This window comes from Phenylobacterium sp. (assembly GCF_035539035.1).
GTDB lineage: Bacteria > Pseudomonadota > Alphaproteobacteria > Caulobacterales > Caulobacteraceae > Phenylobacterium.
In genome coordinates, this window is record NZ_DATLJI010000001.1 from 1 (window position 1) to 21,566 (window position 21,566).

At 68.5% G+C, this 21,566-nt stretch carries 18 protein-coding genes, 1 tRNA gene and 1 pseudogene; 19 read left to right on the forward strand and 1 reads right to left on the reverse strand.

Annotated features, from left to right (window positions below; all coding sequences use genetic code 11):
• From tuf to VM685_RS00015, 3 genes and pseudogenes are all read left to right on the forward strand, one after another.
• Positions 1 to 127, forward strand: a pseudogene (gene tuf, locus VM685_RS00005) (elongation factor Tu); the annotation flags it as partial.
• 163 nt (positions 128 to 290) lie between these two features.
• Positions 291 to 1,127: a hypothetical protein gene (locus tag VM685_RS00010; RefSeq protein WP_325458050.1), complete on the forward strand. Its 837-nt coding sequence runs from the start codon at positions 291 to 293 to the stop codon at positions 1,125 to 1,127.
• 207 nt (positions 1,128 to 1,334) lie between these two features.
• Positions 1,335 to 1,658 (forward strand): hypothetical protein, encoded by a 324-nt coding sequence (locus VM685_RS00015; protein WP_325458051.1) that lies wholly within the window; start codon positions 1,335 to 1,337, stop codon positions 1,656 to 1,658.
• Here VM685_RS00015 and VM685_RS00020 read toward each other — a convergent pair.
• Positions 1,655 to 1,864 carry a hypothetical protein gene (locus tag VM685_RS00020; protein WP_325458052.1) on the reverse strand — a complete coding sequence of 70 codons (210 nt, stop codon included), beginning with the start codon at positions 1,862 to 1,864 and terminating at the stop codon, positions 1,655 to 1,657. The genes VM685_RS00015 and VM685_RS00020 overlap by 4 nt on opposite strands.
• 195 nt (positions 1,865 to 2,059) lie before the next feature.
• On the opposite strand from VM685_RS00020, the gene VM685_RS00025 reads away from it, so the two are divergent.
• The 16 genes from VM685_RS00025 (at position 2,060) to VM685_RS00100 (ending at position 21,493) form a co-directional block, all read left to right on the forward strand.
• A tRNA-Trp gene (locus VM685_RS00025) sits at positions 2,060 to 2,135 on the forward strand.
• A 77-nt stretch (positions 2,136 to 2,212) separates the two neighbouring features.
• Positions 2,213 to 2,515 carry a preprotein translocase subunit SecE gene (gene secE, locus VM685_RS00030; RefSeq protein ID WP_325458053.1) on the forward strand — a complete coding sequence of 101 codons (303 nt, stop codon included), beginning with the start codon at positions 2,213 to 2,215 and terminating at the stop codon, positions 2,513 to 2,515.
• A 4-nt stretch (positions 2,516 to 2,519) separates the two neighbouring features.
• Entirely contained in the window at positions 2,520 to 3,083 is a 564-nt protein-coding gene (nusG, locus tag VM685_RS00035; protein ID WP_325458054.1) for a transcription termination/antitermination protein NusG, read from the forward strand.
• Positions 3,084 to 3,252: 169 nt separating this feature from the next.
• Positions 3,253 to 3,684: a 50S ribosomal protein L11 gene (gene rplK, locus VM685_RS00040; protein WP_325458055.1), complete on the forward strand. Its 432-nt coding sequence runs from the start codon at positions 3,253 to 3,255 to the stop codon at positions 3,682 to 3,684.
• A gap of 3 nt (positions 3,685 to 3,687) precedes the next feature.
• Complete coding sequence (gene rplA / locus VM685_RS00045; protein ID WP_325458056.1) at positions 3,688 to 4,380, forward strand: 50S ribosomal protein L1; 693 nt, start codon at positions 3,688 to 3,690, stop codon at positions 4,378 to 4,380.
• Between the two features lie 115 nt (positions 4,381 to 4,495).
• Complete coding sequence (locus tag VM685_RS00050) at positions 4,496 to 5,566, forward strand: hypothetical protein (protein ID WP_325458057.1); 1,071 nt, start codon at positions 4,496 to 4,498, stop codon at positions 5,564 to 5,566.
• Position 5,567: 1 nt separating this feature from the next.
• Complete coding sequence (locus VM685_RS00055) at positions 5,568 to 6,068, forward strand: GNAT family N-acetyltransferase (RefSeq protein ID WP_325458058.1); 501 nt, start codon at positions 5,568 to 5,570, stop codon at positions 6,066 to 6,068.
• 4 nt (positions 6,069 to 6,072) lie between these two features.
• On the forward strand, positions 6,073 to 6,897 hold the full coding sequence (locus VM685_RS00060; protein WP_325458059.1) for an enoyl-CoA hydratase-related protein: 825 nt from the start codon (positions 6,073 to 6,075) through the stop codon (positions 6,895 to 6,897).
• Between the two features lie 298 nt (positions 6,898 to 7,195).
• On the forward strand, positions 7,196 to 7,711 hold the full coding sequence (rplJ, locus tag VM685_RS00065; protein WP_325458073.1) for a 50S ribosomal protein L10: 516 nt from the start codon (positions 7,196 to 7,198) through the stop codon (positions 7,709 to 7,711).
• 45 nt (positions 7,712 to 7,756) lie between these two features.
• A complete protein-coding gene (gene rplL / locus VM685_RS00070; RefSeq protein ID WP_325458060.1) occupies positions 7,757 to 8,143 on the forward strand; it encodes a 50S ribosomal protein L7/L12 in 387 nt (128 codons plus the stop codon).
• Positions 8,144 to 8,253: 110 nt separating this feature from the next.
• A complete protein-coding gene (locus VM685_RS00075) occupies positions 8,254 to 9,330 on the forward strand; it encodes a helix-turn-helix domain-containing protein (protein ID WP_325458061.1) in 1,077 nt (358 codons plus the stop codon).
• A gap of 90 nt (positions 9,331 to 9,420) precedes the next feature.
• Positions 9,421 to 10,224: a sterol desaturase family protein gene (locus VM685_RS00080; protein ID WP_325458062.1), complete on the forward strand. Its 804-nt coding sequence runs from the start codon at positions 9,421 to 9,423 to the stop codon at positions 10,222 to 10,224.
• Positions 10,225 to 10,667: 443 nt separating this feature from the next.
• Complete coding sequence (gene rpoB, locus VM685_RS00085) at positions 10,668 to 14,738, forward strand: DNA-directed RNA polymerase subunit beta (RefSeq protein ID WP_325458063.1); 4,071 nt, start codon at positions 10,668 to 10,670, stop codon at positions 14,736 to 14,738.
• Between the two features lie 91 nt (positions 14,739 to 14,829).
• Positions 14,830 to 19,026: a DNA-directed RNA polymerase subunit beta' gene (gene rpoC, locus VM685_RS00090; protein ID WP_325458064.1), complete on the forward strand. Its 4,197-nt coding sequence runs from the start codon at positions 14,830 to 14,832 to the stop codon at positions 19,024 to 19,026.
• A 143-nt stretch (positions 19,027 to 19,169) separates the two neighbouring features.
• On the forward strand, positions 19,170 to 21,116 hold the full coding sequence (locus VM685_RS00095) for a S9 family peptidase (protein ID WP_325458065.1): 1,947 nt from the start codon (positions 19,170 to 19,172) through the stop codon (positions 21,114 to 21,116).
• Between the two features lie 47 nt (positions 21,117 to 21,163).
• Entirely contained in the window at positions 21,164 to 21,493 is a 330-nt protein-coding gene (locus VM685_RS00100; RefSeq protein ID WP_325458066.1) for a zf-TFIIB domain-containing protein, read from the forward strand.
• The last annotated feature ends 73 nt before the right edge of the window (positions 21,494 to 21,566 follow it).

Consider the following 21,566-nt stretch of genomic DNA (forward strand, 5'->3'; position numbering starts at 1 on the left):
CGGCGACAACGCCGAGCTGCTCGTCGAGCTGATCACGCCGATCGCCATGGACCAGGGCCTGCGCTTCGCGATCCGCGAAGGCGGCCGGACGGTCGGCGCGGGCGTCGTGGCCAAGATCATCAAGTAGCACCTGCTGCCTGAGCACGAAGACGAAGAGGCCGCCGGGGACACCCCGGCGGCCTTTTTCTTTGTCCGGCGAAGCCCCCATGACCGGAAAGTCATGACCTCGATTTAAGCTGCCCCGGCCCATCCGCGGGACTAGCGTCCCTCCATCGGCTGGAGGGACGGCGATGAAGGTTCAGGTGATCGGTCTGGCGGTTGTGGCCACGGCGTTCGCGGGCGGGGCCCAGGCGGCGTCGGTGGAGATCAGGGACGCGGTGGCCCGCGTCACGGTGATCCCGGAGGACCGCACCGACGTGCGGGTGGAGGTCACTGCGCCCAATCCGCGGCTGCCGCTGACCATCCGCACCCTCGGCGACCGCACCGTCATCGACGGCGACCTCGATCGCCGCATCCGCGACTGCCACGGCCGCGGCGAGCGGCAGAAGATCAAGGTCCGCGGCGTCGGCGACGTCGCCCACGCGGACACGCCGCAGGTGGTGATCCGCACGCCGCGCAACGTCGACGTCTCGGCCGATGGCGCGGTGTCGGGCGTGATCGGCCGCGCCCGCTCGGTCCGGCTCTCCAACTCCGGCTGCTCCAGCTGGACCGTCGCCGACGTGGCCGGCAAGGCGACCATCAGCGAGTCCGGGGCGGGTTCGGTGCGCATGGGCGCCGCCGAGAGCCTGGAGGTCGACATCTCCGGCGCCGGCAGCGTGCACGCCACGCGCATCCGCAACGGCCTCGACGCCGAGCTGTCCGGCGCCGGCGGGGTGAGCATCGACGAGCTCTACGGGCCGGTCAGCGCCGACGTCTCGGGCGTTGGCAAGGTGCGGGTGGCGGCGGGCCGGGCGACCTCGCTGCGGGCCTCGGTCTCCGGCGTCGGCGGCGTCGAGTTCGACGGCCCGGTGGGGGCGCTCAACGCCTCGATCTCCGGCCTCGGCGGGGTCAGCGTGAAGTCGGTCTCCGGCCCCGTGCGCAAGTCGGTCTCCGGCATCGGGCGGGTGCGCATCGCGGAGGGCTCCTAGGGACGCAACCGCCCGTTGCGTCGAGCGGTCGACCATCCTTCGGCGGTTGTGAGGCGTTCCAAGAAAAACAACGGCTTATCGATTCGACATAACGGCGAAATTCCCGTTGCCGGCCCCCGAGTCGGAGCGCACAGTCGACCTGTCCGAGCAGGGACAGGACGTGTGCGAAGGAAGACCCAGATGCGCGTGCTAGGGAGTTTCGCGGCCATGGCTTCGGCGATGGCCCTCGTGGGGTGCGGCGAAGGGGCGACGAGCACCGCCCAGGCCTCCGGCGGCGAGGCCCAGGGCGAGAAGGTGGTGGCCATCGGCTGCCCCAAGGCGCCGCAAGCCAACTGCGTGACCATCGTGGCGAAGGGCAAGGCCTATGACGTCACCCACGCCGGCATCGATCTCGGCCGCGGCGTCGCCGTGGCGGTCACCGGCCGGTCGGCGGGGGAGGTGACGCCCTGCGGGCCCAAGCTCACCGACGTGAAGGTCGAGTACCAGGGCATCCAGTGCGCGGCGCCGGCGCCCCCGCCTGCGGCCGACTAGTCGTCCAGGTCGTCGGATTGATCGGCTTCTGACTGGTTCGGGATCGGCGCGCCGCCCTGCGGCGCGCCCGTGGCTGGGTCGGTCATGGTCTTGTCGGTTCGGGTGGACGACTCGGCCCCGCCGGGCTCCTGCGACGGCCGCGGCGGGCGGCCAGGCTTCATCTCGTCGTCGCGGTTGTACTGCTTCTGGATGTCCTGGCCGGCCATGTTCGCCTCGGGTGGATTCGCCTTGCGCGTCCCCCTCCGAACGGCCTGAGCGGCGCTTCGATCCCGCCTTGCCCGAAGGGGGGCTCCCTGCTAAACGACCCGGCTCCGGCGATGAGCCGAACGCGCCGGCAGGCCTAGCCGCTTTCCGGCGCGCTGTTCATTGTTCGGAGCGCCGGACCACATCGGGCTGGTCGTAGGAGTGTAGCTCAGCTGGTAGAGCATCGGTCTCCAAAACCGAGGGCCGGGGGTTCGAGTCCCTCCACTCCTGCCACCCTATATATGTCTGCGTGAAGTGAACCGGGGCGCGCCGCGAGGGCCGCTCCTAACGACGAGTTTGAAGACGCCGCCATGGCCAGGAAACCGGGCTCGACCCCGCAAGCGATGAGGAACCGCGCCGCGAAGACCGCCGCGGCGATGGCCTCGCCCGCGGGTGTCGCTCAGGCCCCGAAGAAGAAGACCAGCATCCCCCAGTTCGCCCGTGAGGTCCGCGCGGAGGCGCGCAAGATCACCTGGACGAGCCGCAAGGAGACCTGGATCACCTCGGTGATGGTCGCCATCATGGTGACGCTCGCCGCGCTGTTCTTCTGGGGCGTGGACACCTTCCTGCAGGTGGCCCTGTCCTTCATCCTCCGCCTGGCGACCGCGGGGTAATCCAATGTCCGAAGCCGCCCAACAGCAATCCAATCCCCGCCACAAGTGGTACATCGTCCACGCCTACTCGAACTTCGAGAAGAAGGTGGCGGAGTCCATCAAGGAGCAGGCCCACGCCCAGGGGCTCGACGAGAACTTCTCCGAGATCCTGGTGCCGACCGAGGACGTGGTGGAGATCCGCCGCGGCCGTAAGGTCAACTCGGAGCGCAAGTTCTTCCCGGGCTATGTGCTCGTGAAGATGGAGCTCACCGACGAGGCCTACCACCTGATCAAGAACACCCCGAAGGTGACGGGCTTCCTGGGCTCGGGCTCCAAGCCCATCCCGGTCTCCGAAAAGGAAGTCGCACGCATCATCGGCGCCATCGAAGAGGGCGTGGAGCGGCCGAAGCCGACCATCTCCTTCGAGATCGGCGAGCAGGTCCGCGTCACCGACGGCCCCTTCGCGAGCTTCAACGGCTCGGTGGAGCAGGTCGACGAGGAGCGCGCCCGCCTGCGCGTCACCGTCTCCATCTTCGGCCGCGCCACGCCGGTCGAGCTGGAGTACGGCCAGGTCGAGAAGATCGGCTAGCCGCCGGGCCGCGGTTGCCGCGGCCTCCTTTAGCTGGTAGGAGCGCGCCCTTCGCGAGCGGGCGCGTTTCCCGTTTTCCGTTCGCGATTTCAAACCCGTGGGAGAGGGCGGCCACCGTAACCTCGCACCACGGCTCAAACCGGCCGGTCTCCGGCCATGAGGAGCAAAGATGGCCAAGAAGATTCTGGGCTACATCAAGCTGCAGGTGCCCGCGGGCTCCGCCACGCCGTCGCCGCCCATCGGGCCGGCGCTCGGCCAGCGCGGCGTCAACATCATGGGCTTCTGCAAGGAATTCAACGCCCGCACCGAGAAGGAACAGAAGGGTACGCCCCTGCCGACCGTGATCACGGTCTACCAGGACAAGTCCTTCACCTTCGTCACGAAGACCCCGCCGGCGACCTTCTACATCAAGCAGGCCGCGGGCATTAAGTCCGGCGCGAACAAGACCGGCCGCGAGACGGTCGGCAAGATCACCCGCACCCAGCTGCGCGAGATCGCCGAGAAGAAGATGAAGGACCTCAACGCCAACGACGTCGAGGCCGCCGCCCGCATCATCGAGGGCTCCGCCCGCTCGATGGGCCTGCAGATCGTGGAGGCCTAAGAGATGGCGAAGCAACCGAAGCGCATGCAGAAGTGGACCGGCGACCGTTCGGCCACCCTGACGCCCGAAGACGCCGTGAAGCTGGTGAAGGCCAACGCCAACGCCAAGTTCGACGAGACCGTCGAGATCGCCGTGAACCTGGGCGTCGACCCGCGTCACGCCGACCAGCAGGTCCGTGGCGTCGTGGCCCTGCCGTCCGGCACCGGCCGTGACGTCCGCGTCGCCGTCATCGCCAAGGACGCCAAGGCCGAGGAAGCCAAGGCCGCCGGGGCCGAAGTCGTCGGCGCCGAGGACCTGGTGGAGCGCATCCAGGGCGGCTTCATGGACTTCGACCGGGTGATCGCCACCCCCGACATGATGGCCCTGGTGGGCCGTCTGGGTAAGGTGCTGGGCCCGCGCGGCCTGATGCCGAACCCGCGGGTCGGCACCGTGACCCCGAACGTCGGCCAGGCCGTGAAGGACGCCAAGGGCGGCTCGATCGAGTTCCGCACCGAGAAGACCGGCATCATCCACGCCGGCATCGGCAAGGCCTCCTTCACCGAGGAGCAGCTGCTGGCGAACGTGAAGGCGATGGTCGAGGCGCTGAACCGCGCGAAGCCGTCGGGCGCCAAGGGCACCTACATCAAGAAGATCAGCCTCTCCTCGACCATGGGTCCGGGCGTGAGGGTGGACGCGGGTTCGTTCGGCGCCGCCTAGGCTCCGGGCTCAGCCTGAAGGATCGAGGCGCGGGTCGCGAGGCCCGCGCCTTTTTCTTGCCCCCAAGCTTGGCCGTTCGGCTAGGCTTCCCCGCAAACGACAAGGGGAGGGCGTGATGATGCTGCGTGCGTTCCTGGGTGTCCTGGCCGCCGTCGTGCTGGCCGCCGCCTCGCCGGCGAAGGCCGAGCGGTTCGAGTTCGTGGCGCTGGGCGACACCGCCTACAACCTGCCCCGCGACCTGCCGGTCTACGACGCCCTGATCCAGAAGATTAACCAGGCGAAGCCCGCCTTCTCGATCCATGTCGGCGACACCTGGGGCGCGGAGCCCTGCACCGAGGCCAACCACCGCTATGTGCTCGGCCAGTTCGCCAAGTTCGACCACCCGGTGGTCTACACCCCGGGCGACAACGAATGGGTGGACTGCCGCCGGCCCGACGTCCTGGAAGCCTACCATCGCTTCATGGGCGGCAAGGCGACGCCGCAGGACCTGGGCCTCTTGCTGCCGCTGCGCGCCTTCGACGGCTCCTGGTCGGGCGCGGGCTTCGCCGACCCCCTGGCGAGCCTGCGGACCATCCGCGAAACCTACTTCGGCCGCCCGCAGAGCCTGGGCGGGCGCACCATGCCGCTGGTCCGCCAGACCGATGTCATGCCCGCCACCCAGACGGCGGAGAACACCCGCTGGGAGCGGGCCGGCGTGGTCTTCGCCACCCTCAGCGTGCCCGGCTCCGGCAATGGCGTGACGCTCAACGACGAGGTCCGCCTTCGCGAGGCCGTCGCCCGCAACCGCGCCAACGTGGAGTGGATCAAGGCGGCCTTCGCCGAGGCCAGGGCGAAGAACGCCAAGGCCGTGGTGCTGGCCCTGCAGGCCGGCATGTTCGTGGACGGCGAGGGGGGCGACTTCACCGGCAAGGCGGTCCGCGGCGGCAGCGACGGGCCGTTCTACTGGACCGTGTTCGCCATCCGCGACGAGGCGGCGAAGTTCGGCAAGCCGGTGCTGCTGATCAACGGCGACTACCACGAGCTGGTCATCGACCGGCCGTTCATGGTCGGGCAGGGCGAGTCCAAGCCGCCGCTCTACGGCAACATCACCCGCCTGCAGGTCTATGGCGCGCCCGAGCTGAAGGCGGTGAAGGTCCGGGTCGACACCGACACGCCCTGGGTGTTCGGCTTCGAGCCCCTGTACTGAGATGGCCGTCGAGCTGGAGCCGTGCGGGCCCGACCGCCGCGAGGTGATCGCCAACCTCTTCCAGTTCTACGTGCACGATTTCGCGGACTTCTGGGTCTCCCGCCAGGCGGACTTCCAGGAGGACGGCCGCTTCGGCCGCTACCCGCCGCTCGACGACTACTGGGACCGGCCGGGCGGCGAGGCCCTGCTGATCCGCGCGGACGGCCGGCCCGCGGGCTTCGTCCTGATCAACCGCGAAGGCCATTCCGGCCTCGCCTGCGACTTCAACATGGGCGAGTTCTTCGTCGGGCGACCGTACCGGCGGGCGGGCGTCGGCCGGGCGGCCGCGCTCGCGGCCCTGCGGGCCAGGCCGGGCCTGTGGGAGATCGCCGTCGCCCGCCGCAACCTGCCGGCCCAGGCCTTCTGGCTGCAGGTCGCGACGGTGACGGGCGCCGTGGAGGCGCTGGACCGGGACGACGCCCACTGGAACGGTCCCGTCCTGCGGCTGTCCGTGGCAGGGTAGCGCCATGGAGCTGAAGACCACCCGCTACGCCGTCGAGGACGGCGTCGCCGTCGTGACCCTGTCGCGGCCGAAGCGGCGCAACGCCTGGACCGGGCGGATGCACACCGAGTACCGCTGGATCCTCGCCGAGGCCGACCGCGACCCGGCCGTGCGGGTGATCGTCGTGACCGGCGATTCCGAAGGCCAGGCGTTCTGCGCCGGCGCCGACCTGCAGGCGCTGGAGGGCCATTCGGAGAAGGGCGGCTACGATCCGGGCACCCCGCAGGACATCGCCGAGCCCGGTTACGGCGTCGACCCCGCCTTCGACGCGGCCTTCGCCTACCACTTCGGGGTGGGCAAGCCGATCCTGGCGGCCATCAACGGCGCGGCGGCGGGCGTGGGCCTGGTGCTGGCGGCCTTCGCCGACCTGCGGTTCTGCGCGCCGGGCGTGAAGTTCACCGCGGCCCACGGCCGCTTCAACTTCCCCGCCGAGTTCGGCCTCTCCTGGGTGCTGCCGCGGATCGTGGGCCTGACCCACGCCAACGACATCCTGCTCTCGAGCCGGGTGTTCACCGCCGAGGAGGCCATGGCCATGGGCTTCCTCAACCGCATCGTCCCGGCCGACCGCCTGATGGACGAGGCCCTGGCCTACGCCCGCGACCTGGCGCGCACCGTCGCCCCCGGCTCGGCGCGCGAGACCAAGCGCCAGATCTACCGCGACCTGCACCGCGCTGCGGCGGGCGCCGTGCGCGCCGCCGAGGCCCTGCTGGAGCAGATGGCCCGCGAGCCGGACTACAAGGAAGGCGTGAAGGCCTGGATGGAGAAGCGGCCGCCCAAGTGGGACGGTTGAGTCCGCCGCCCGCTTCGTGTATGAGCCGCGCCTTCACGTCGGACCCTTGAGGGGCCCGGCGAGGGCAGGGGCGTCTCCGGACGCGCCTGAGCCTGTCAGAGAACTGCGGGGATCCAGGGGCCACCTGGAGCCATAACGCGAAGGAGAGCCCTCCTTCGGCCGCCGGGAGACGGGAAGATGATAGTCCGCGACGCGAGCCGCCACGGCTCGGGCGCGTGGCTGCGGCTTCTCTCACTCGACAGGTAGCTTACCGGCTCGCGCACTCTCGCGCGGGTCGAACCTGAGTATGGAGACCGCAATGGACCGCGCTCAAAAGCAGGAAGCCATCGAATCGCTCAAGGGCGACTTCGCGGCTGCCGGCGCCGTGGTCGTGACCCACTACATGGGTCTGACCGTTGCGGAAATGACCGATCTGCGGGGCCGTCTGCGTGAGCAGGGCGCCCAGCTGAAGGTGGTGAAGAACACCCTGGCCCAGAAGGCTCTGGACGGTGCGATCGGCGAAGCGGGCGACAGCCTCTTCAAGGGTCCCGTCGCCATCGCCTTCGCGCCGGACCCCGTCTCCGCCGCCAAGGTCGCGACCCAGTACGCCAAGGACAACGACAAGTTCACCGTTGTCGGCGGCTTCATGGGTCAGCAGGTGCTGGACAAGGCTTCGGTGACGGCGCTCGCGTCGCTGCCCTCGCTCGACCAGCTCCGCGCCAAGATCATCGGCCTCCTCCAGGCCCCGGCGACCAAGGTCGCTGGCGTTCTGCAGGCTCCGGCCGGCCAGCTGGCGCGCGTCTTCAACGCGTACGCGACCAAAGACGCCGCCTGATCGTCATCTTCCCGACAACCCCAATCTACGTAAGGACCTACTGAAATGGCCGACCTCCAAAAGATCGTGGACGACCTGTCCGCCCTGACCGTTCTGGAAGCCGCCGAGCTCTCCAAGATGCTCGAAGAGAAGTGGGGCGTCAGCGCCGCTGCTCCGGTGGCCGTGGCCGCCGCTCCGGGCGCCGGTGGCGCGGCTCCGGCCGAAGCCGCTGAAGAGCAAACCGAGTTCACCGTTGTTCTGACCGCCGGCGGCGACAAGAAGATCAACGTGATCAAGGAAGTCCGCGCGGTTCGCCCGGACCTCGGCCTGAAGGAAGCCAAGGACCTCGTCGAAGGCGCTCCTCAGAACGTGAAGGAAAACGTTTCCAAGCAGGAAGCGGAAGAGATCAAAAAGAAGCTCGAAGAAGCCGGCGCCTCCGTCCAGGTGAAGTAGTCCGGCCCAGCCGGACTATCCCGGACGCCCAGCGATCCGGGATCCAGACGAAGCACCGAAAGGGCCGGGGGGCGACCTCCGGCCCTTTTTCTTTGTGCTAGGCTCGCCCCATGGCCGACTCCGCCGCCCTGGTCAGCGCCTTCGTCCACGGCGTCGCCGTGGGCCTGAGCCTGATCGTCATGGTGGGCATCCTGCGCAGCGGCCTGCGCCGGGACGTGAAGCTGGCCGCCACCCTGTTCAGCCTCAGCCTGGCCGCCTGGATGGTCAACGAGTCCTGGGATCTGTGGCTCGCCCTGGCGATGCCCTGGCCGATGTACGTCCTGGCGTGCGCGGTGGCGGGCCTCTTCTGGCTGTTCGTGCTGGTGGTGTTCGCCGACCTGCGGGTCACCGCGCTGACGCTCGCCCCCGCCGCCCTGCTGCTCGCCTCGGGTCTCGTGATGAAGGCCGTCCCGGCGCCCTGGTCGGACACCATCTGGTGGAGCCGCAACGCCGTCTCCGCGCTCCTCGCCATGCACGCCGGCAGCGTGATCCTGCGCGGCTGGTCGGGCGACCTCCTGGAGGGCCGGCGGCGGTTCCGCGGCCTGTTGCTCGGCCTGGCCTGCCTGTTCGTGGTCTTCGAGGTGGGCGTCTCCTTCGCCTTCCGGCTGAGCCAGGACGCGGCCTGGCTGCAGTTCGTCGTCGGCCGGACCTACGGAGGCCTGCTGCTCGTCCTGCTGACCCTGGCGCTGGCCACCCTGATGCTGCGGCCGGATCCGGCGGTGTTCGGCGCCGCGCGGCGGGCGGAGCCGGCGCCGGACCCCCGCGCCGAGGCGGCGGACCGGCTCACCCTGCAGAAGCTGGAGGCGCTGATGTCCGGCGGCGCCTGGCGGCGGGAGGGGCTGACGATCGGCGGACTGGCCCGCGAGCTCGAGATCCCCGAGCACCGGCTGCGGCGGGTGATCAACGGCCGGCTGGGACACCGCAACTTCGCCGACTTCGTGAACAGCTACCGCATCGAGGCGGCCAAGCGGCGCCTCGCCGACCCGGCGGAGGCGCGCACCACCGTCGCCGCCATCGCCTTCGACCTCGGCTACGGCTCCCTCGGCCCCTTCAACCGCGCCTTCCGCGCCGCCACTGGCGCAAGCCCCACCGAATGGCGCCGCCAGGCCCTGAACGGCGGCTCGCCGGAACTGAAAGAAGCGGTCTGATTCCGGAATCGGCGAGGCCTTTCCGGCCGCGGCGAGACGGCGGGCGGCGGCTCCCTTCTCCTTCGCTCACCAACTGCGAGGGGATCGCCCATGGATGCGTTTCTATTCGACGCCGGCCGGATCTGGCTGCGCGAGCTTGAGCCGACGCTCACCCGCTATGTGATCTTCACCTTCGGGGTGTGGCTGCTGCTGTGGGTGGCGCTGCGCCCGTTCCTGAGGGCGCGGAAGATCCGCGAGGCGACGCCGCCGGCCCGCCAGCTCGCCGTCGAGCTGATGTTCTCGCTGCGCTCGATGGCCATCTTCGCCACGGTGGGCGTGCTCATGGCGTACATGTACCGCGCCGGCCTCTATCCGCTGGGCAAGATCGCCGACAGCTGGGGGCCCGCCTGGTTCTGGGTCTCGATCCTGGCCGGGATCGTCGGCCTGGACGCCTGGTTCTACTGGACCCACCGGCTGATGCACGACCCCCGGCTCTTCCGCCGCTTCCACCGCCGCCACCACCGCAGCAACAACCCGTCGCCGTTCACCGCCTACAGCTTCGACGTGGGCGAGGCGCTGCTGCTGATCGGCTATGTGGTGGTCTTTCCCATGGTCTTCCCGATGGCCTCGAGCGCCATGCAGTGGGTGATGCTCTACCAGATCGTCACCAACACCCTGCTGCACTCGGGCTACGAGCTGATGCCGGCCAGGCGGGACGGGCGGCCGATGCTGGACTTCATCGTCACCACCACCCACCACGACCTGCACCACGCCCAGGCGGGCTGGAACTACGCCGCGTGGTTTACATGGTGGGACCGCTGGATGGGCACCGAGCATCCGCAGTACCGGCAGCGCTACGCCGAGGTCGCCTGGCGGCCGCTCGGGGCGCGCACGCCGGCCCTGGCCGCGGAGTAGGAGAAGAAGCTCGGCTGCGATTTCGATGAACCGTCGATGAACGGACGGGAACTTCCCCGTGATCTCCCTAGTTTGGGGGATACGCGACCAGCGTAGACTATCGGAAGCTAGCACTACCCGGGACATGCCCGGGACTGACCAGAAGGGCGGCGTCGGGATCTCCACTCGGCGCCGCCCATTTTGTTGCAGAAGGGGGCTTTTCTTCCGCGGCCAAAAGGCCTATCTCGGCTCCTTCGCGAAATTTCCGATTCCGATGACGCGGTTCTTCGCGCGTGATTGCTCCGAGGCATGGCCAGCCGCCCTCAGGCCATGCGAGGGGGCGCCCCTGACGATACAGGGGCTTTCCAGCGTCCGGCTTCCCGTCACGGGAAGCACGAGGGTGGACGCAGGATATGAAAGCTCGACGGCGGGACTCCGTTCCCGCGCGTCCTCAAGGGACCAAAATGGCGCAATCCTTCACCGGTAAGAAGCGGATCCGGAAGTCGTTCGGCCGCATCCCTGAAGCCGTGCAGATGCCGAACCTGATCGAGGTTCAGCGTTCTTCCTACGAGCAGTTCCTGCAGCGGGAAGTCCGTCCGGGCGAGCGCCGGGACGAGGGGATCGAGGCCGTCTTCAAGTCGGTCTTCCCGATCAAGGACTTCAACGAGCGCGCGGTGCTCGAGTACGTCTCCTACGAGTTCGAGGAGCCGAAGTACGACGTCGAGGAATGCGTCCAGCGCGACATGACCTATGCCGCGCCGCTGAAGGTGAAGCTGCGCCTGATCGTCTTCGAAACGGACGAGGAGACCGGCGCCCGCTCCGTGAAGGACATCAAGGAGCAGGACGTCTACATGGGCGACATCCCGCTCATGACGGAGAAGGGCACCTTCATCGTCAACGGGACCCAGCGCGTCATCGTCTCCCAGATGCACCGCTCGCCGGGCGTCTTCTTCGACCACGACAAGGGCAAGACCCACGCCTCGGGCAAGCTGCTGTTCGCCGCCCGCGTGATCCCCTACCGCGGCTCGTGGCTCGACTTCGAGTTCGACGCCAAGGACATCGTCTACGTTCGGATCGACCGCCGCCGTAAGCTGCCCGCCACCACTTTCCTGATGGCGCTGGGCATGGACGGGGAGGAGATCCTCTCCACCTTCTACGAGACCCTGGCCTACGAGAAGAAGGGCGAGGGCTGGGCGACCGCCTACAAGCCCGAGCGCTGGCGCGGCGTGAAGCCGGAGTTCGCCCTGATCGACGCCGACACCGGCGAAGAGGTGGCCCCGGCCGGCACCAAGATCTCGGCGCGGAACGCCAAGAAGTTCGCCGACGCGGGCCTCAAGACCCTGCTGCTCGCGCCTGAGGCCCTGACCGGCAAGTACCTGGCCGGCGACCTCGTCAACTTCGAGACCGGCGAGATCTACGCCGAGGCCGGCGACGAGCTCGACCCGACGCTCCTGGAGGCGCTGGAGGCCCAGGGCTTCACCAGCCTCAGCGTGCTCGACATCGACGACGTCACCGTCGGCGCCTACATGCGCAACACCCTGCGCGTGGACAAGAACACCGCCCGCGAGGACGCCCTCTTCGACATCTACCGGGTCATGCGCCCGGGCGAGCCGCCGACGGTCGAGGCCGCCGAGGCGATGTTCAAGAGCCTGTTCTTCGACGGCGAGCGCTACGACCTGTCCTCGGTCGGCCGCGTGAAGATGAACATGCGCCTGGAGCTCGACTGCCCGGACGACGTGCGCATCCTGCGCAAGGAAGACGTGCTGGCGGTGCTGCAGACCCTCGTGGGCCTGCGCGACGGCCGCGGCGAGATCGACGACATCGACAACCTCGGCAACCGCCGGGTCCGCTCGGTGGGCGAGCTGCTGGAGAACCAGTACCGCGTCGGCCTCCTGCGCATGGAGCGCGCGATCAAGGAGCGCATGAGCTCGGTCGATATCGACACGGTCATGCCGCACGACCTGATCAACGCCAAGCCCGCGGCCGCGGCCGTGCGGGAGTTCTTCGGCTCCTCGCAGCTGTCGCAGTTCATGGACCAGACGAACCCGCTGTCCGAGATCACCCACAAGCGCCGTCTCTCGGCGCTTGGCCCGGGCGGCCTGACGCGGGAACGCGCGGGCTTCGAGGTCCGCGACGTGCACCCGACCCACTACGGCCGGATCTGCCCGATCGAGACGCCGGAAGGCCCGAACATCGGCCTGATCAACTCGCTGGCCACCCACGCGGTGGTCAACAAGTACGGCTTCATCGAGAGCCCGTACCGGCGCATCCGCGACGGCCGGATCACCGACGAGGTGGTCTACATGTCGGCCATGGAAGAGGCGAAGCACGTCATCGCCCAGGCCAACATCAAGCTGAAGGACGGCGAGATCGTCGAGGACCTGGTCCCCGGCCGGGTGAACGGCGAACCCTCGCTGCTCGCCAAGGACACCGTCGACCTGATGGACGTGTCGCCGAAGCAGGTCGTTTCGGTGGCCGCCTCGCTGATCCCGTTCCTCGAGAACGACGACGCCAACCGCGCCCTGATGGGCTCGAACATGCAGAAGCAGGCCGTGCCGCTCATCCAGTCGGATGCGCCGCTGGTCGGCACCGGCATGGAGAGCGTCGTGGCCGTGGACTCCGGCGCCGTCGTGGTCGCCCGCCGCTCCGGCGTCGTCGAGCAGATCGACGGCACCCGGATCGTGGTCCGCGCCACGGAAGAGACCGACCCCACCAAGCCGGGCGTCGACATCTACCGCCTGCAGAAGTTCCAGCGCTCCAACACCTCCACCTGCATCAACCAGCGTCCGCTGGTGCGCGTGGGCGACCGGATCGCCGCCGGCGACGTGATCGCCGACGGCCCGTCGACGGAGCTGGGCGAGCTGGCGCTGGGCCGCAACGCCCTCGTCGCCTTCATGCCCTGGAACGGCTACAACTTCGAAGACTCGATCCTGATCTCCGAGCGGATCGTGCGCGATGACGTCTTCACCTCGATCCACATCGAGGAGTTCGAGGTCATGGCCCGCGACACCAAGCTGGGTCCGGAAGAGATCACCCGCGACATCCCCAACGTCGGCGAGGAAGCGCTCCGCAACCTCGACGAGGCGGGCATCGTGGCGATCGGCGCCGAGGTCCTGCCGGGCGACATCCTGGTCGGCAAGGTGACGCCGAAGGGCGAAAGCCCGATGACCCCGGAAGAGAAGCTGCTGCGGGCCATCTTCGGCGAGAAGGCCTCCGACGTCCGCGACACCTCGCTGCGGCTGCCTCCGGGCGTGGCCGGCACCATCGTCGAGGTCCGCGTCTTCAACCGTCACGGCGTCGACAAGGACGAGCGCGCGCTCGCCATCGAGCGGTCGGAAATCGACCGCCTGGGCAAGGACCGCGACGACGAGTTCGCGATCCTGAACCGCAACATGACCGGTCGTCTGCGCCAGCTGCTGGTCGGCAAGAACGCCGTCTCCGGGCCGAAGGGCCTGGGCCGCGGCGAGATCTCCGCCGACAAGCTGGAAGAGATCGCGCCGGGCCTGTGGTGGCAGATCGCCCTCGACGACGAGAAGGCCATGGGCGAGCTGGAGGCCATGCGCCGCCAGTTCGACGAGGCCCGCAAGCGCCTGGACCGTCGCTTCGAGGACAAGGTCGACAAGCTGCAGCGCGGCGACGAGCTGCCGCCGGGCGTCATGAAGATGGTCAAGGTGTTCGTGGCGGTGAAGCGCAAGCTGCAGCCGGGCGACAAGATGGCCGGCCGCCACGGCAACAAGGGGGTCATCTCCAAGATCCTGCCGATCGAGGACATGCCCTACCTGGAAGACGGCACCTCGGTGGACATCGTGCTGAACCCGCTGGGCGTGCCCTCGCGCATGAACGTCGGCCAGATCTTCGAGACCCACCTGGGCTGGGCCGCCGCCGGCCTCGGCAAGCAGGTCCAGGGCCTGCTCGAGGCCTGGCAGAACGGCGGCCAGCGCAAGGCGCTCATCGAGCACCTGACCGACGTCTACGGCCCCGACGTGGAGCTTCCGGAGTCGGATGAGGAGCTGGTCGAGCTCGCCCGGAACCTGTCGAAGGGCATCCCCTTCGCCACCCCGGTGTTCGACGGCGCCCACATCGACGACATCGAGAACCTGCTCGAGAAGGCAGGCCTCGACCGCTCCGGCCAGTCGTACCTGTACGACGGCCAGTCGGGCGAGCGTTTCAAGCGTCCGGTGACCGTCGGCTACATCTACATGCTGAAGCTGCACCACCTGGTGGACGACAAGATCCACGCCCGCTCGATCGGCCCGTACTCGCTCGTCACCCAGCAGCCGCTGGGCGGCAAGGCGCAGTTCGGCGGCCAGCGGTTCGGGGAAATGGAGGTCTGGGCTCTGGAGGCCTACGGCGCCGCCTACACCCTGCAGGAGATGCTGACGGTGAAGTCGGACGACGTGGCGGGCCGGACCAAGGTCTACGAGTCCATCGTCCGCGGCGACGACACCTTCGAAGCCGGCATCCCGGAAAGCTTCAACGTGCTGGTCAAGGAGATGCGCTCCCTGGGCCTGAACGTGGAGCTCGAGAACAGCTAGGCGCGGGAGAACCGCCGTCCGCAATTGGGCGGGGAGGGGCCCGTCAGCTCCTCCCCATCGCCCTTACGAATACTGACGAACTGGAAATCCGATGAACCAGGAAGTCCTGAATATCTTCAATCCGGTCCAGGCCGCTCCGACCTTCGACCAGATCCGTATCGCTCTGGCCTCGCCGGAGAAGATCCGCTCGTGGTCGTTCGGCGAGATCAAGAAGCCCGAGACCATCAACTACCGCACGTTCAAGCCCGAGCGTGACGGCCTGTTCTGCGCCCGCATCTTCGGTCCGACGAAGGACTACGAGTGCCTGTGCGGCAAGTACAAGCGGATGAAGTACAAGGGCATCATCTGCGAGAAGTGCGGCGTCGAGGTCACCCTGGCCCGCGTCCGGCGCGAGCGCATGGGCCACATCGAGCTGGCCTCGCCGGTCGCCCACATCTGGTTCCTGAAGTCGCTGCCGTCCCGTATCGCCCTGATGCTGGACATGGCGCTGAAGGACATCGAGCGCGTCCTCTACTTCGAGCACTACATCGTCACCGAGCCGGGCCTGACCCCGCTGAAGCAGCACCAGCTGCTGTCGGAAGACGACTACATGCGCTTCCAGGACGAGTTCGGCGACGACAGCTTCACCGCCGAGATCGGCGCCGAGGCCGTGCAGGGCCTGCTGCGCGGGCTGGACCTCAACAAGGAAGCCGACAAGCTCCGCGAGGAGCTGGTCACCACCACCTCCGAGATGAAGCTGAAGAAGGCGTCCAAGCGCCTGAAGCTGATCGAGAGCTTCCTCGAGAGCGGCAACAAGCCGGAGTGGATGATCCTGACGGTGATCCCCGTGATCCCGCCGGAACTCCGTCCCCTGGTGCCCCTGGACGGCGGCCGCTTCGCGACCTCCGACCTGAACGACCTCTACCGCCGGGTGATCAACCGGAACAACCGCCTGAAGCGCCTCATCGAGCTGCGCGCGCCGGACATCATCATCCGCAACGAGAAGCGGATGCTGCAGGAAGCCGTCGACGCCCTGTTCGACAACGGCCGCCGCGGCCGCGTCATCACCGGCGCCAACAAGCGGCCCCTCAAGTCGCTGGCCGACATGCTGAAGGGCAAGCAGGGCCGGTTCCGCCAGAACCTGCTCGGCAAGCGCGTGGACTACTCGGGCCGTTCGGTCATCGTGGTGGGTCCCGAGCTGAAGCTGCACGAGTGCGGCCTGCCCAAGAAGATGGCGCTCGAGCTGTTCAAGCCGTTCATCTACGCGCGCCTGGACGCCAAGGGCCTGTCGGGCACCGTCAAGCAGTCCAAGCGCATGGTGGAGCGTGAGCAGCCGGCGGTGTGGGACATCCTCGACGAGGTGATCCGCGAGCACCCGGTGCTGCTGAACCGCGCGCCGACCCTTCACCGCCTGGGCATCCAGGCCTTCGAGCCCAAGCTGATCGAAGGCAAGGCGATCCAGCTGCACCCGCTCGTCTGCGCGGCCTTCAACGCCGACTTCGACGGCGACCAGATGGCCGTCCACGTGCCGCTCTCGCTGGAAGCCCAGCTGGAAGCGCGCGTGCTGATGATGTCGACGAACAACATCCTGTCGCCCGCCAACGGCAAGCCGATCATCGTGCCCTCGCAGGACATCGTGCTCGGCCTCTACTACCTGTCGCTGGTGAAGGACGGGGAGCCCGGCGAGGGCAAGGCGTTCGCCGACCTGGGCGAGATCGAGCGCGCGCTCGACGCCGGCGTCGTGACCCTGCACTCCAAGATCCGCGCCCGCCACACGGAGATGGACGCCGACGGCAACCTGGTCCGCAAGGTCATCGAGACCTCGCCGGGCCGGATGAAGATCGCCGCCCTGTTCCCGCAGCACCCGGCCGTGGGTCACCGCCTTCTGGAGAAGAACCTCACCAAGAAGGAGATCGGCAACCTGATCGACGTCGTCTACCGGCACTGCGGCCAGAAGGCGACGGTGATCTTCGCCGACCAGGTGATGGGTCTGGGCTTCCGCGAGGCGGCCAAGGCCGGCATCTCCTTCGGCAAGGACGACATCGTCATCCCGGCCCGCAAGGCGCCGATCGTCGAAGAGACCCGCAAGCTCGTGGAAGAGTACGAGCAGCAGTACGCCGACGGCCTGATCACCAAGGGCGAGAAGTACAACAAGGTCGTCGACGCCTGGGCGAAGGCGACTGACCGGGTGGCCGACGAGATGATGGCCGAGGTGTCCTCCGCCCCCATCGGGCCGGACGGGCGTCAGGCCGAGATCAACTCGATCTTCATGATGTCCAACTCGGGCGCCCGGGGCTCGCAGGCCCAGATGAAGCAGCTCGGCGGGATGCGCGGCCTGATGGCCAAGCCGTCCGGCGAGATCATCGAGACGCCGATCATCTCGAACTTCAAGGAAGGCCTGACCGTCCAGGAGTACTTCAACTCCACCCACGGCGCCCGTAAGGGCCTGGCCGACACCGCCCTGAAGACGGCGAACTCGGGCTACCTGACCCGCCGTCTGGTGGACGTCGCGCAGGACTGCATCATCAACGAGGAAGACTGCGGCACCACCCGGGGCATCACCCTGCGCGCCGTGGTCGAAGGCGGTGACGTGCTGGTCTCGCTCGGCCAGCGCATCCTGGGCCGCTTCGCGGCCGAGGACGTGAAGGAGCCGGGCGGCGGCGACGTGATCGTGCCGGCCGACACCTACCTCGACGAGAACATGATCGAGCTGGTCGAAAGCGCGGGCGTGCAGTCCGTGAAGGTCCGCTCGGTGCTCACCTGCGAGGCCAAGAACGGGGTCTGCGGCGCCTGCTACGGCCGCGACCTGGCGCGCGGCACGCCGGTGAACATCGGAGAGGCCGTGGGCGTCATCGCCGCCCAGTCGATCGGCGAGCCGGGCACCCAGCTGACGATGCGGACCTTCCACATCGGCGGCACCGCCCAGGTGGCCGAGCAGTCGTTCTTCGAAAGCGCCAACGAGGGCGTGGTGCGGATCTCGGGCGGCAACACGGTGACCAACGCCGAGGGCCACCTGATCGGCATGAGCCGCAACCTGCAGCTCACGGTGCAGGTCGACGGCAAGGACCGCGAATCCTACAAGCCGCCGTACGGCGCCCGCCTGCGGGTGAAGGACGGCGAGAAGGTCAAGCGCGGCCAGCGCCTGGCCGAGTGGGACCCGTACACCACCCCGATCATCACCGAAGTCGGCGGCCGCGTGCGGTTCGAGGACCTGGTGGACAACTTCTCGGTCCGCGAGGAAGCCGACGAGGCCACCGGCATCTCCAACCGCGTCGTCATCGACTGGCGCGCGTCCACCAAGGGCTCGGACCTGCGTCCGGCCATGGCGGTCATCGGTGAGGACGGCGCCTACAAGCGCATCTCCAACGGCGGCGAGGCCCGCTACCTGCTGCCCGTGGGCGCCATTCTCTCCGTCGGCGACGGCGACGATGTGAAGCCCGGCGAGGTCATGGCGCGGATCCCGACCGAAAGCGCCAAGACGCGCGACATCACCGGCGGTCTGCCGCGGGTGGCGGAGCTCTTCGAAGCGCGGCGTCCGAAGGACTGCGCGGTCATCGCCGAGATGGACGGCCGGGTCGAGTTCGGCCGGGACTACAAGAACAAGCGCCGCATCAAGATCACCCCGGAAGACGGTGGCGAGGCGGTCGAGTTCCTGATCCCGAAGGGCAAGCACATCGCCGTCCACGACGGCGACGTGATCCGCAAGGGCGAGTACATCATCGACGGCAACCCGGATCCGCACGACATCCTGCGCATCCAGGGGATCGAGGCGCTGGCCGACTTCCTGGTCAACGAGATCCAGGAGGTCTACCGGCTCCAGGGCGTGCCCATCAACGACAAGCACATCGAGACGATCGTCCGTCAGATGCTGCAGAAGGTGGAGATCCTGGAGCCCGGCGACACCGGCCTGCTCAAGGGCGACCACCTCGACAAGATCGAGGTGGACGAGGAGAACGCCAAGGCGGAGGCCCGTGGCGGCCGCCCGGCGCTCACCCAGCCGGTCCTGCTCGGGATCACGAAGGCGTCGCTGCAGACCCGCAGCTTCATCTCCGCGGCCTCGTTCCAGGAGACCACCCGCGTCCTCACCGAGGCGTCCGTCCAGGGCAAGATCGACACCCTGGAAGGCCTGAAGGAGAACGTGATCGTGGGCCGGCTCATCCCGGCGGGCACGGGCTCCTACCTGCGCAACCTGCAGCGCATCGCCGCCAAGCGCGACGAGGCCCTAACGCAGAGCCGCGAGGAGGCCATGGAGCCGCTGCCGGAAGCCATCGCCGTCGAGGCGGAGGAAGCCGAGCGCGTCGAGCAGTAGTCTCCACGACCATCGAGCCAACGAGCGGCCCGGGAGCAATCCCGGGCCGTTTCGTTTGTGCCCGGAGCACTTGACGGCGGGTTCCACCCGAAGTTGCATGGGCCGGCGGACGCGGGGGCGTTCGGGTCTCGGGGGATTTCCTTTTGCGTCTGTTCGTCTCGACCGCTGCGGCGGCGCTCCTTTCGGCTGCCTCGGCCCACGCCGCGCCGCCGCCGGCTTCCACCTTCGGCCGCATCCCGGCCGTCGTCGACGCCGAGCTTTCGCCCAGCGGGCAGAAGATCGCAATCCTGGGCGGCGCCGCCGACCAGCGGATCCTCTCGATCGCCACGATCGACCAGCCCGGCCTGCCGATCCTGCAGTTGGGCGACGTGGAGGTGGTGAACCTCACCTGGGCCGGTGACGCCTACGTCCTGGCGAAGATCGCCTATTGGGAAAAGGTCGACGCCAAGCGCAGCTACCGGCTGGAGCGCTACATCGGGGTGACGCCCGACGCCAAGGCGGTCTCCCGCTTCTTCGACAACCGCATCTCCGGCTCGTACATGGCGACCCAGCCGTTGCTGGGCGTGACCTCGAACCCGCCGCGGGCGCTGGTCCTGGACATCGCCGCATCGACCGGCGCGGCGGGGACGATGGACAGCCGCATGAAGAAGAAGGACTTCGGCGAGGCCTTCTCGGTGTGGAGTATCGATCCGGCCACCGGGCAGGGCAAGCTGGTCCAGAAGGGCGACGTCGACACTGAGACGTTTGAGGTCGACAGCGCCGGCGAGGCGCGCGTGCGCCTCGACGTCGACACCATCAGTGACCGCTTCTCGATCTACGGCCGCCCCCCCGGCAAGAGCCAGTGGGCCCTGGTCCATGCCGGCGGCGACTTCGAGAGCCGCCGCGACTACTACGGCTACTCCGAAGCCGATCAGGCCATCTACCTGATGACGGACCAGGGGCTGGTCCGGAAGCGCCTGGCCGACGGGACGGTGGAGAAGTTCGCCGACGGCGCGCCGTCGCTCAGCCTGGTCTGGGACGAGCACCGCAAGACGGCGGTGGGGATCGCCAGCGGCCTGGAAATGCCCACGGTCCAGTGGCTGGATCCCGACGTGGGCGCGGCTCACGGCCTGCTCTCCCGGGCGTTCAAGGGCAAGGCCGTGGACATGGCGGGCTGGTCGGTGGACCGCACCCGCTTCATCGCCCGCGTCGCCTCGCCGAGCTCGCCGCCCGTCTGGTACCTCTACGACAAGGCCCGCAAGGAGGTCTCGCCCCTGGCGGAGGCCTATCCGGAGCTGAAGGGCGCCCAGCTCGGGACGACCCGCTGGATCACCTACAAGGCGCGCGACGGCCTCGAGATCCCCGCCTATCTGACCCTGCCGCCGGGCGCCGCGCCCGCAGGCGCCAAGCGCCCGCTGATCGTCCTGCCGCACGGCGGGCCGGAGACGCGGGACACCTACGACTTCGACTTCCTGGTCCAGTTCCTGGCGACCCGCGGCTATGCGGTCCTGCAGCCGCAGTTCCGCGGCTCCTGGGGCTTCGGCGACGCTTTCCGCCGGGCCGGCCGCGGGGAGTGGGGCGGCAAGATGCAGACCGACCTGCTGGACGGCGTGGCCGCCGCCGCCGCCGGCGGCGAGATCGACGCCTCCCGGGTGTGCGTCGTCGGCGCGAGCTTCGGCGGCTATGCGGCCCTGGCGGGCGTCTCGCTCCACCCGGACGCCTATCGCTGCGCCGTCTCGATCGCCGGCATCTCGGACCTGGGGCAGCTGATCCTGGAGGAGAACCGCCTCTACGGCCGGGAGTCGGCCGGGATGGAGGAGCTGCGCGACGACCTCGGGGCCGCCGACAAGGGCAAGCTCCTGGCCATGTCGCCGGCCCGCAACGTCGCCGCCGTGGGCGCGCCCGTGCTGCTGATCCACGGCGACAAGGACACCGTCGTCCAGGTGGCGCAGTCGGAACGCATGGCCGAGGCGCTCAGGGCCGCCGGCAAGCCGCACGAGCTGATGATCCTCGAGGACGAGAACCACTACTTCACCAAGGCCGCCAACCGCACGCGCATGCTGGAGGCGATCGAGGCGTTCCTGGCGAAGAACCTGCCGGTGGCGAACTGAGGGCCGGCTCCCTAGATCAGGCGGAGCCCTAACGGAGGAAACCGCCGGTGCCCCTGCTGCTTTGCCCGAACGACAACACCTCGATGCAGAACGTGAACCGCGGCGGCGTGGAGATCGACATCTGCCCCACCTGCCGCGGGGTCTGGCTGGACCGCGGCGAGCTGGAGAAGCTGCTGGAGGGGACGCGCCAGGAACGGACGGCCCAGGAGCAGGACGTCCAGCGCTTCGACAAGGAGGTGCAGGAGTTCCACCGCAACCCGGACGCCTGGAAGCAGCGCCATCCCTACGACAGCCAGCACGGCCGCTACCGCTACGACGACGACTACCACTACCGGAAAAAGAAGAAGAAGTTCGACATCTTCGACATCTTCGACTGACGGCCACGCTTGATCCGAAAGGGCGGGGGCGTTTGACGGATGTCAAAGATGACGCCCCCGTCATTTTTTATCC

Coding starts and splice junctions, on each gene's coding strand:
- VM685_RS00010 (WP_325458050.1), top strand. CDS start 291: ATGAAGGTTCAGGTGATCGGTCTGGCGGTTGTGGCCACGGCGTTCGCG.
- VM685_RS00015 (WP_325458051.1), top strand. CDS start 1,335: ATGGCTTCGGCGATGGCCCTCGTGGGGTGCGGCGAAGGGGCGACGAGC.
- VM685_RS00020 (WP_325458052.1), bottom strand. CDS start 1,864: ATGGCCGGCCAGGACATCCAGAAGCAGTACAACCGCGACGACGAGATG.
- secE (WP_325458053.1), top strand. CDS start 2,213: ATGGCCAGGAAACCGGGCTCGACCCCGCAAGCGATGAGGAACCGCGCC.
- nusG (WP_325458054.1), top strand. CDS start 2,520: ATGTCCGAAGCCGCCCAACAGCAATCCAATCCCCGCCACAAGTGGTAC.
- rplK (WP_325458055.1), top strand. CDS start 3,253: ATGGCCAAGAAGATTCTGGGCTACATCAAGCTGCAGGTGCCCGCGGGC.
- rplA (WP_325458056.1), top strand. CDS start 3,688: ATGGCGAAGCAACCGAAGCGCATGCAGAAGTGGACCGGCGACCGTTCG.
- VM685_RS00050 (WP_325458057.1), top strand. CDS start 4,496: ATGATGCTGCGTGCGTTCCTGGGTGTCCTGGCCGCCGTCGTGCTGGCC.
- VM685_RS00055 (WP_325458058.1), top strand. CDS start 5,568: ATGGCCGTCGAGCTGGAGCCGTGCGGGCCCGACCGCCGCGAGGTGATC.
- VM685_RS00060 (WP_325458059.1), top strand. CDS start 6,073: ATGGAGCTGAAGACCACCCGCTACGCCGTCGAGGACGGCGTCGCCGTC.
- rplJ (WP_325458073.1), top strand. CDS start 7,196: ATGGACCGCGCTCAAAAGCAGGAAGCCATCGAATCGCTCAAGGGCGAC.
- rplL (WP_325458060.1), top strand. CDS start 7,757: ATGGCCGACCTCCAAAAGATCGTGGACGACCTGTCCGCCCTGACCGTT.
- VM685_RS00075 (WP_325458061.1), top strand. CDS start 8,254: ATGGCCGACTCCGCCGCCCTGGTCAGCGCCTTCGTCCACGGCGTCGCC.
- VM685_RS00080 (WP_325458062.1), top strand. CDS start 9,421: ATGGATGCGTTTCTATTCGACGCCGGCCGGATCTGGCTGCGCGAGCTT.
- rpoB (WP_325458063.1), top strand. CDS start 10,668: ATGGCGCAATCCTTCACCGGTAAGAAGCGGATCCGGAAGTCGTTCGGC.
- rpoC (WP_325458064.1), top strand. CDS start 14,830: ATGAACCAGGAAGTCCTGAATATCTTCAATCCGGTCCAGGCCGCTCCG.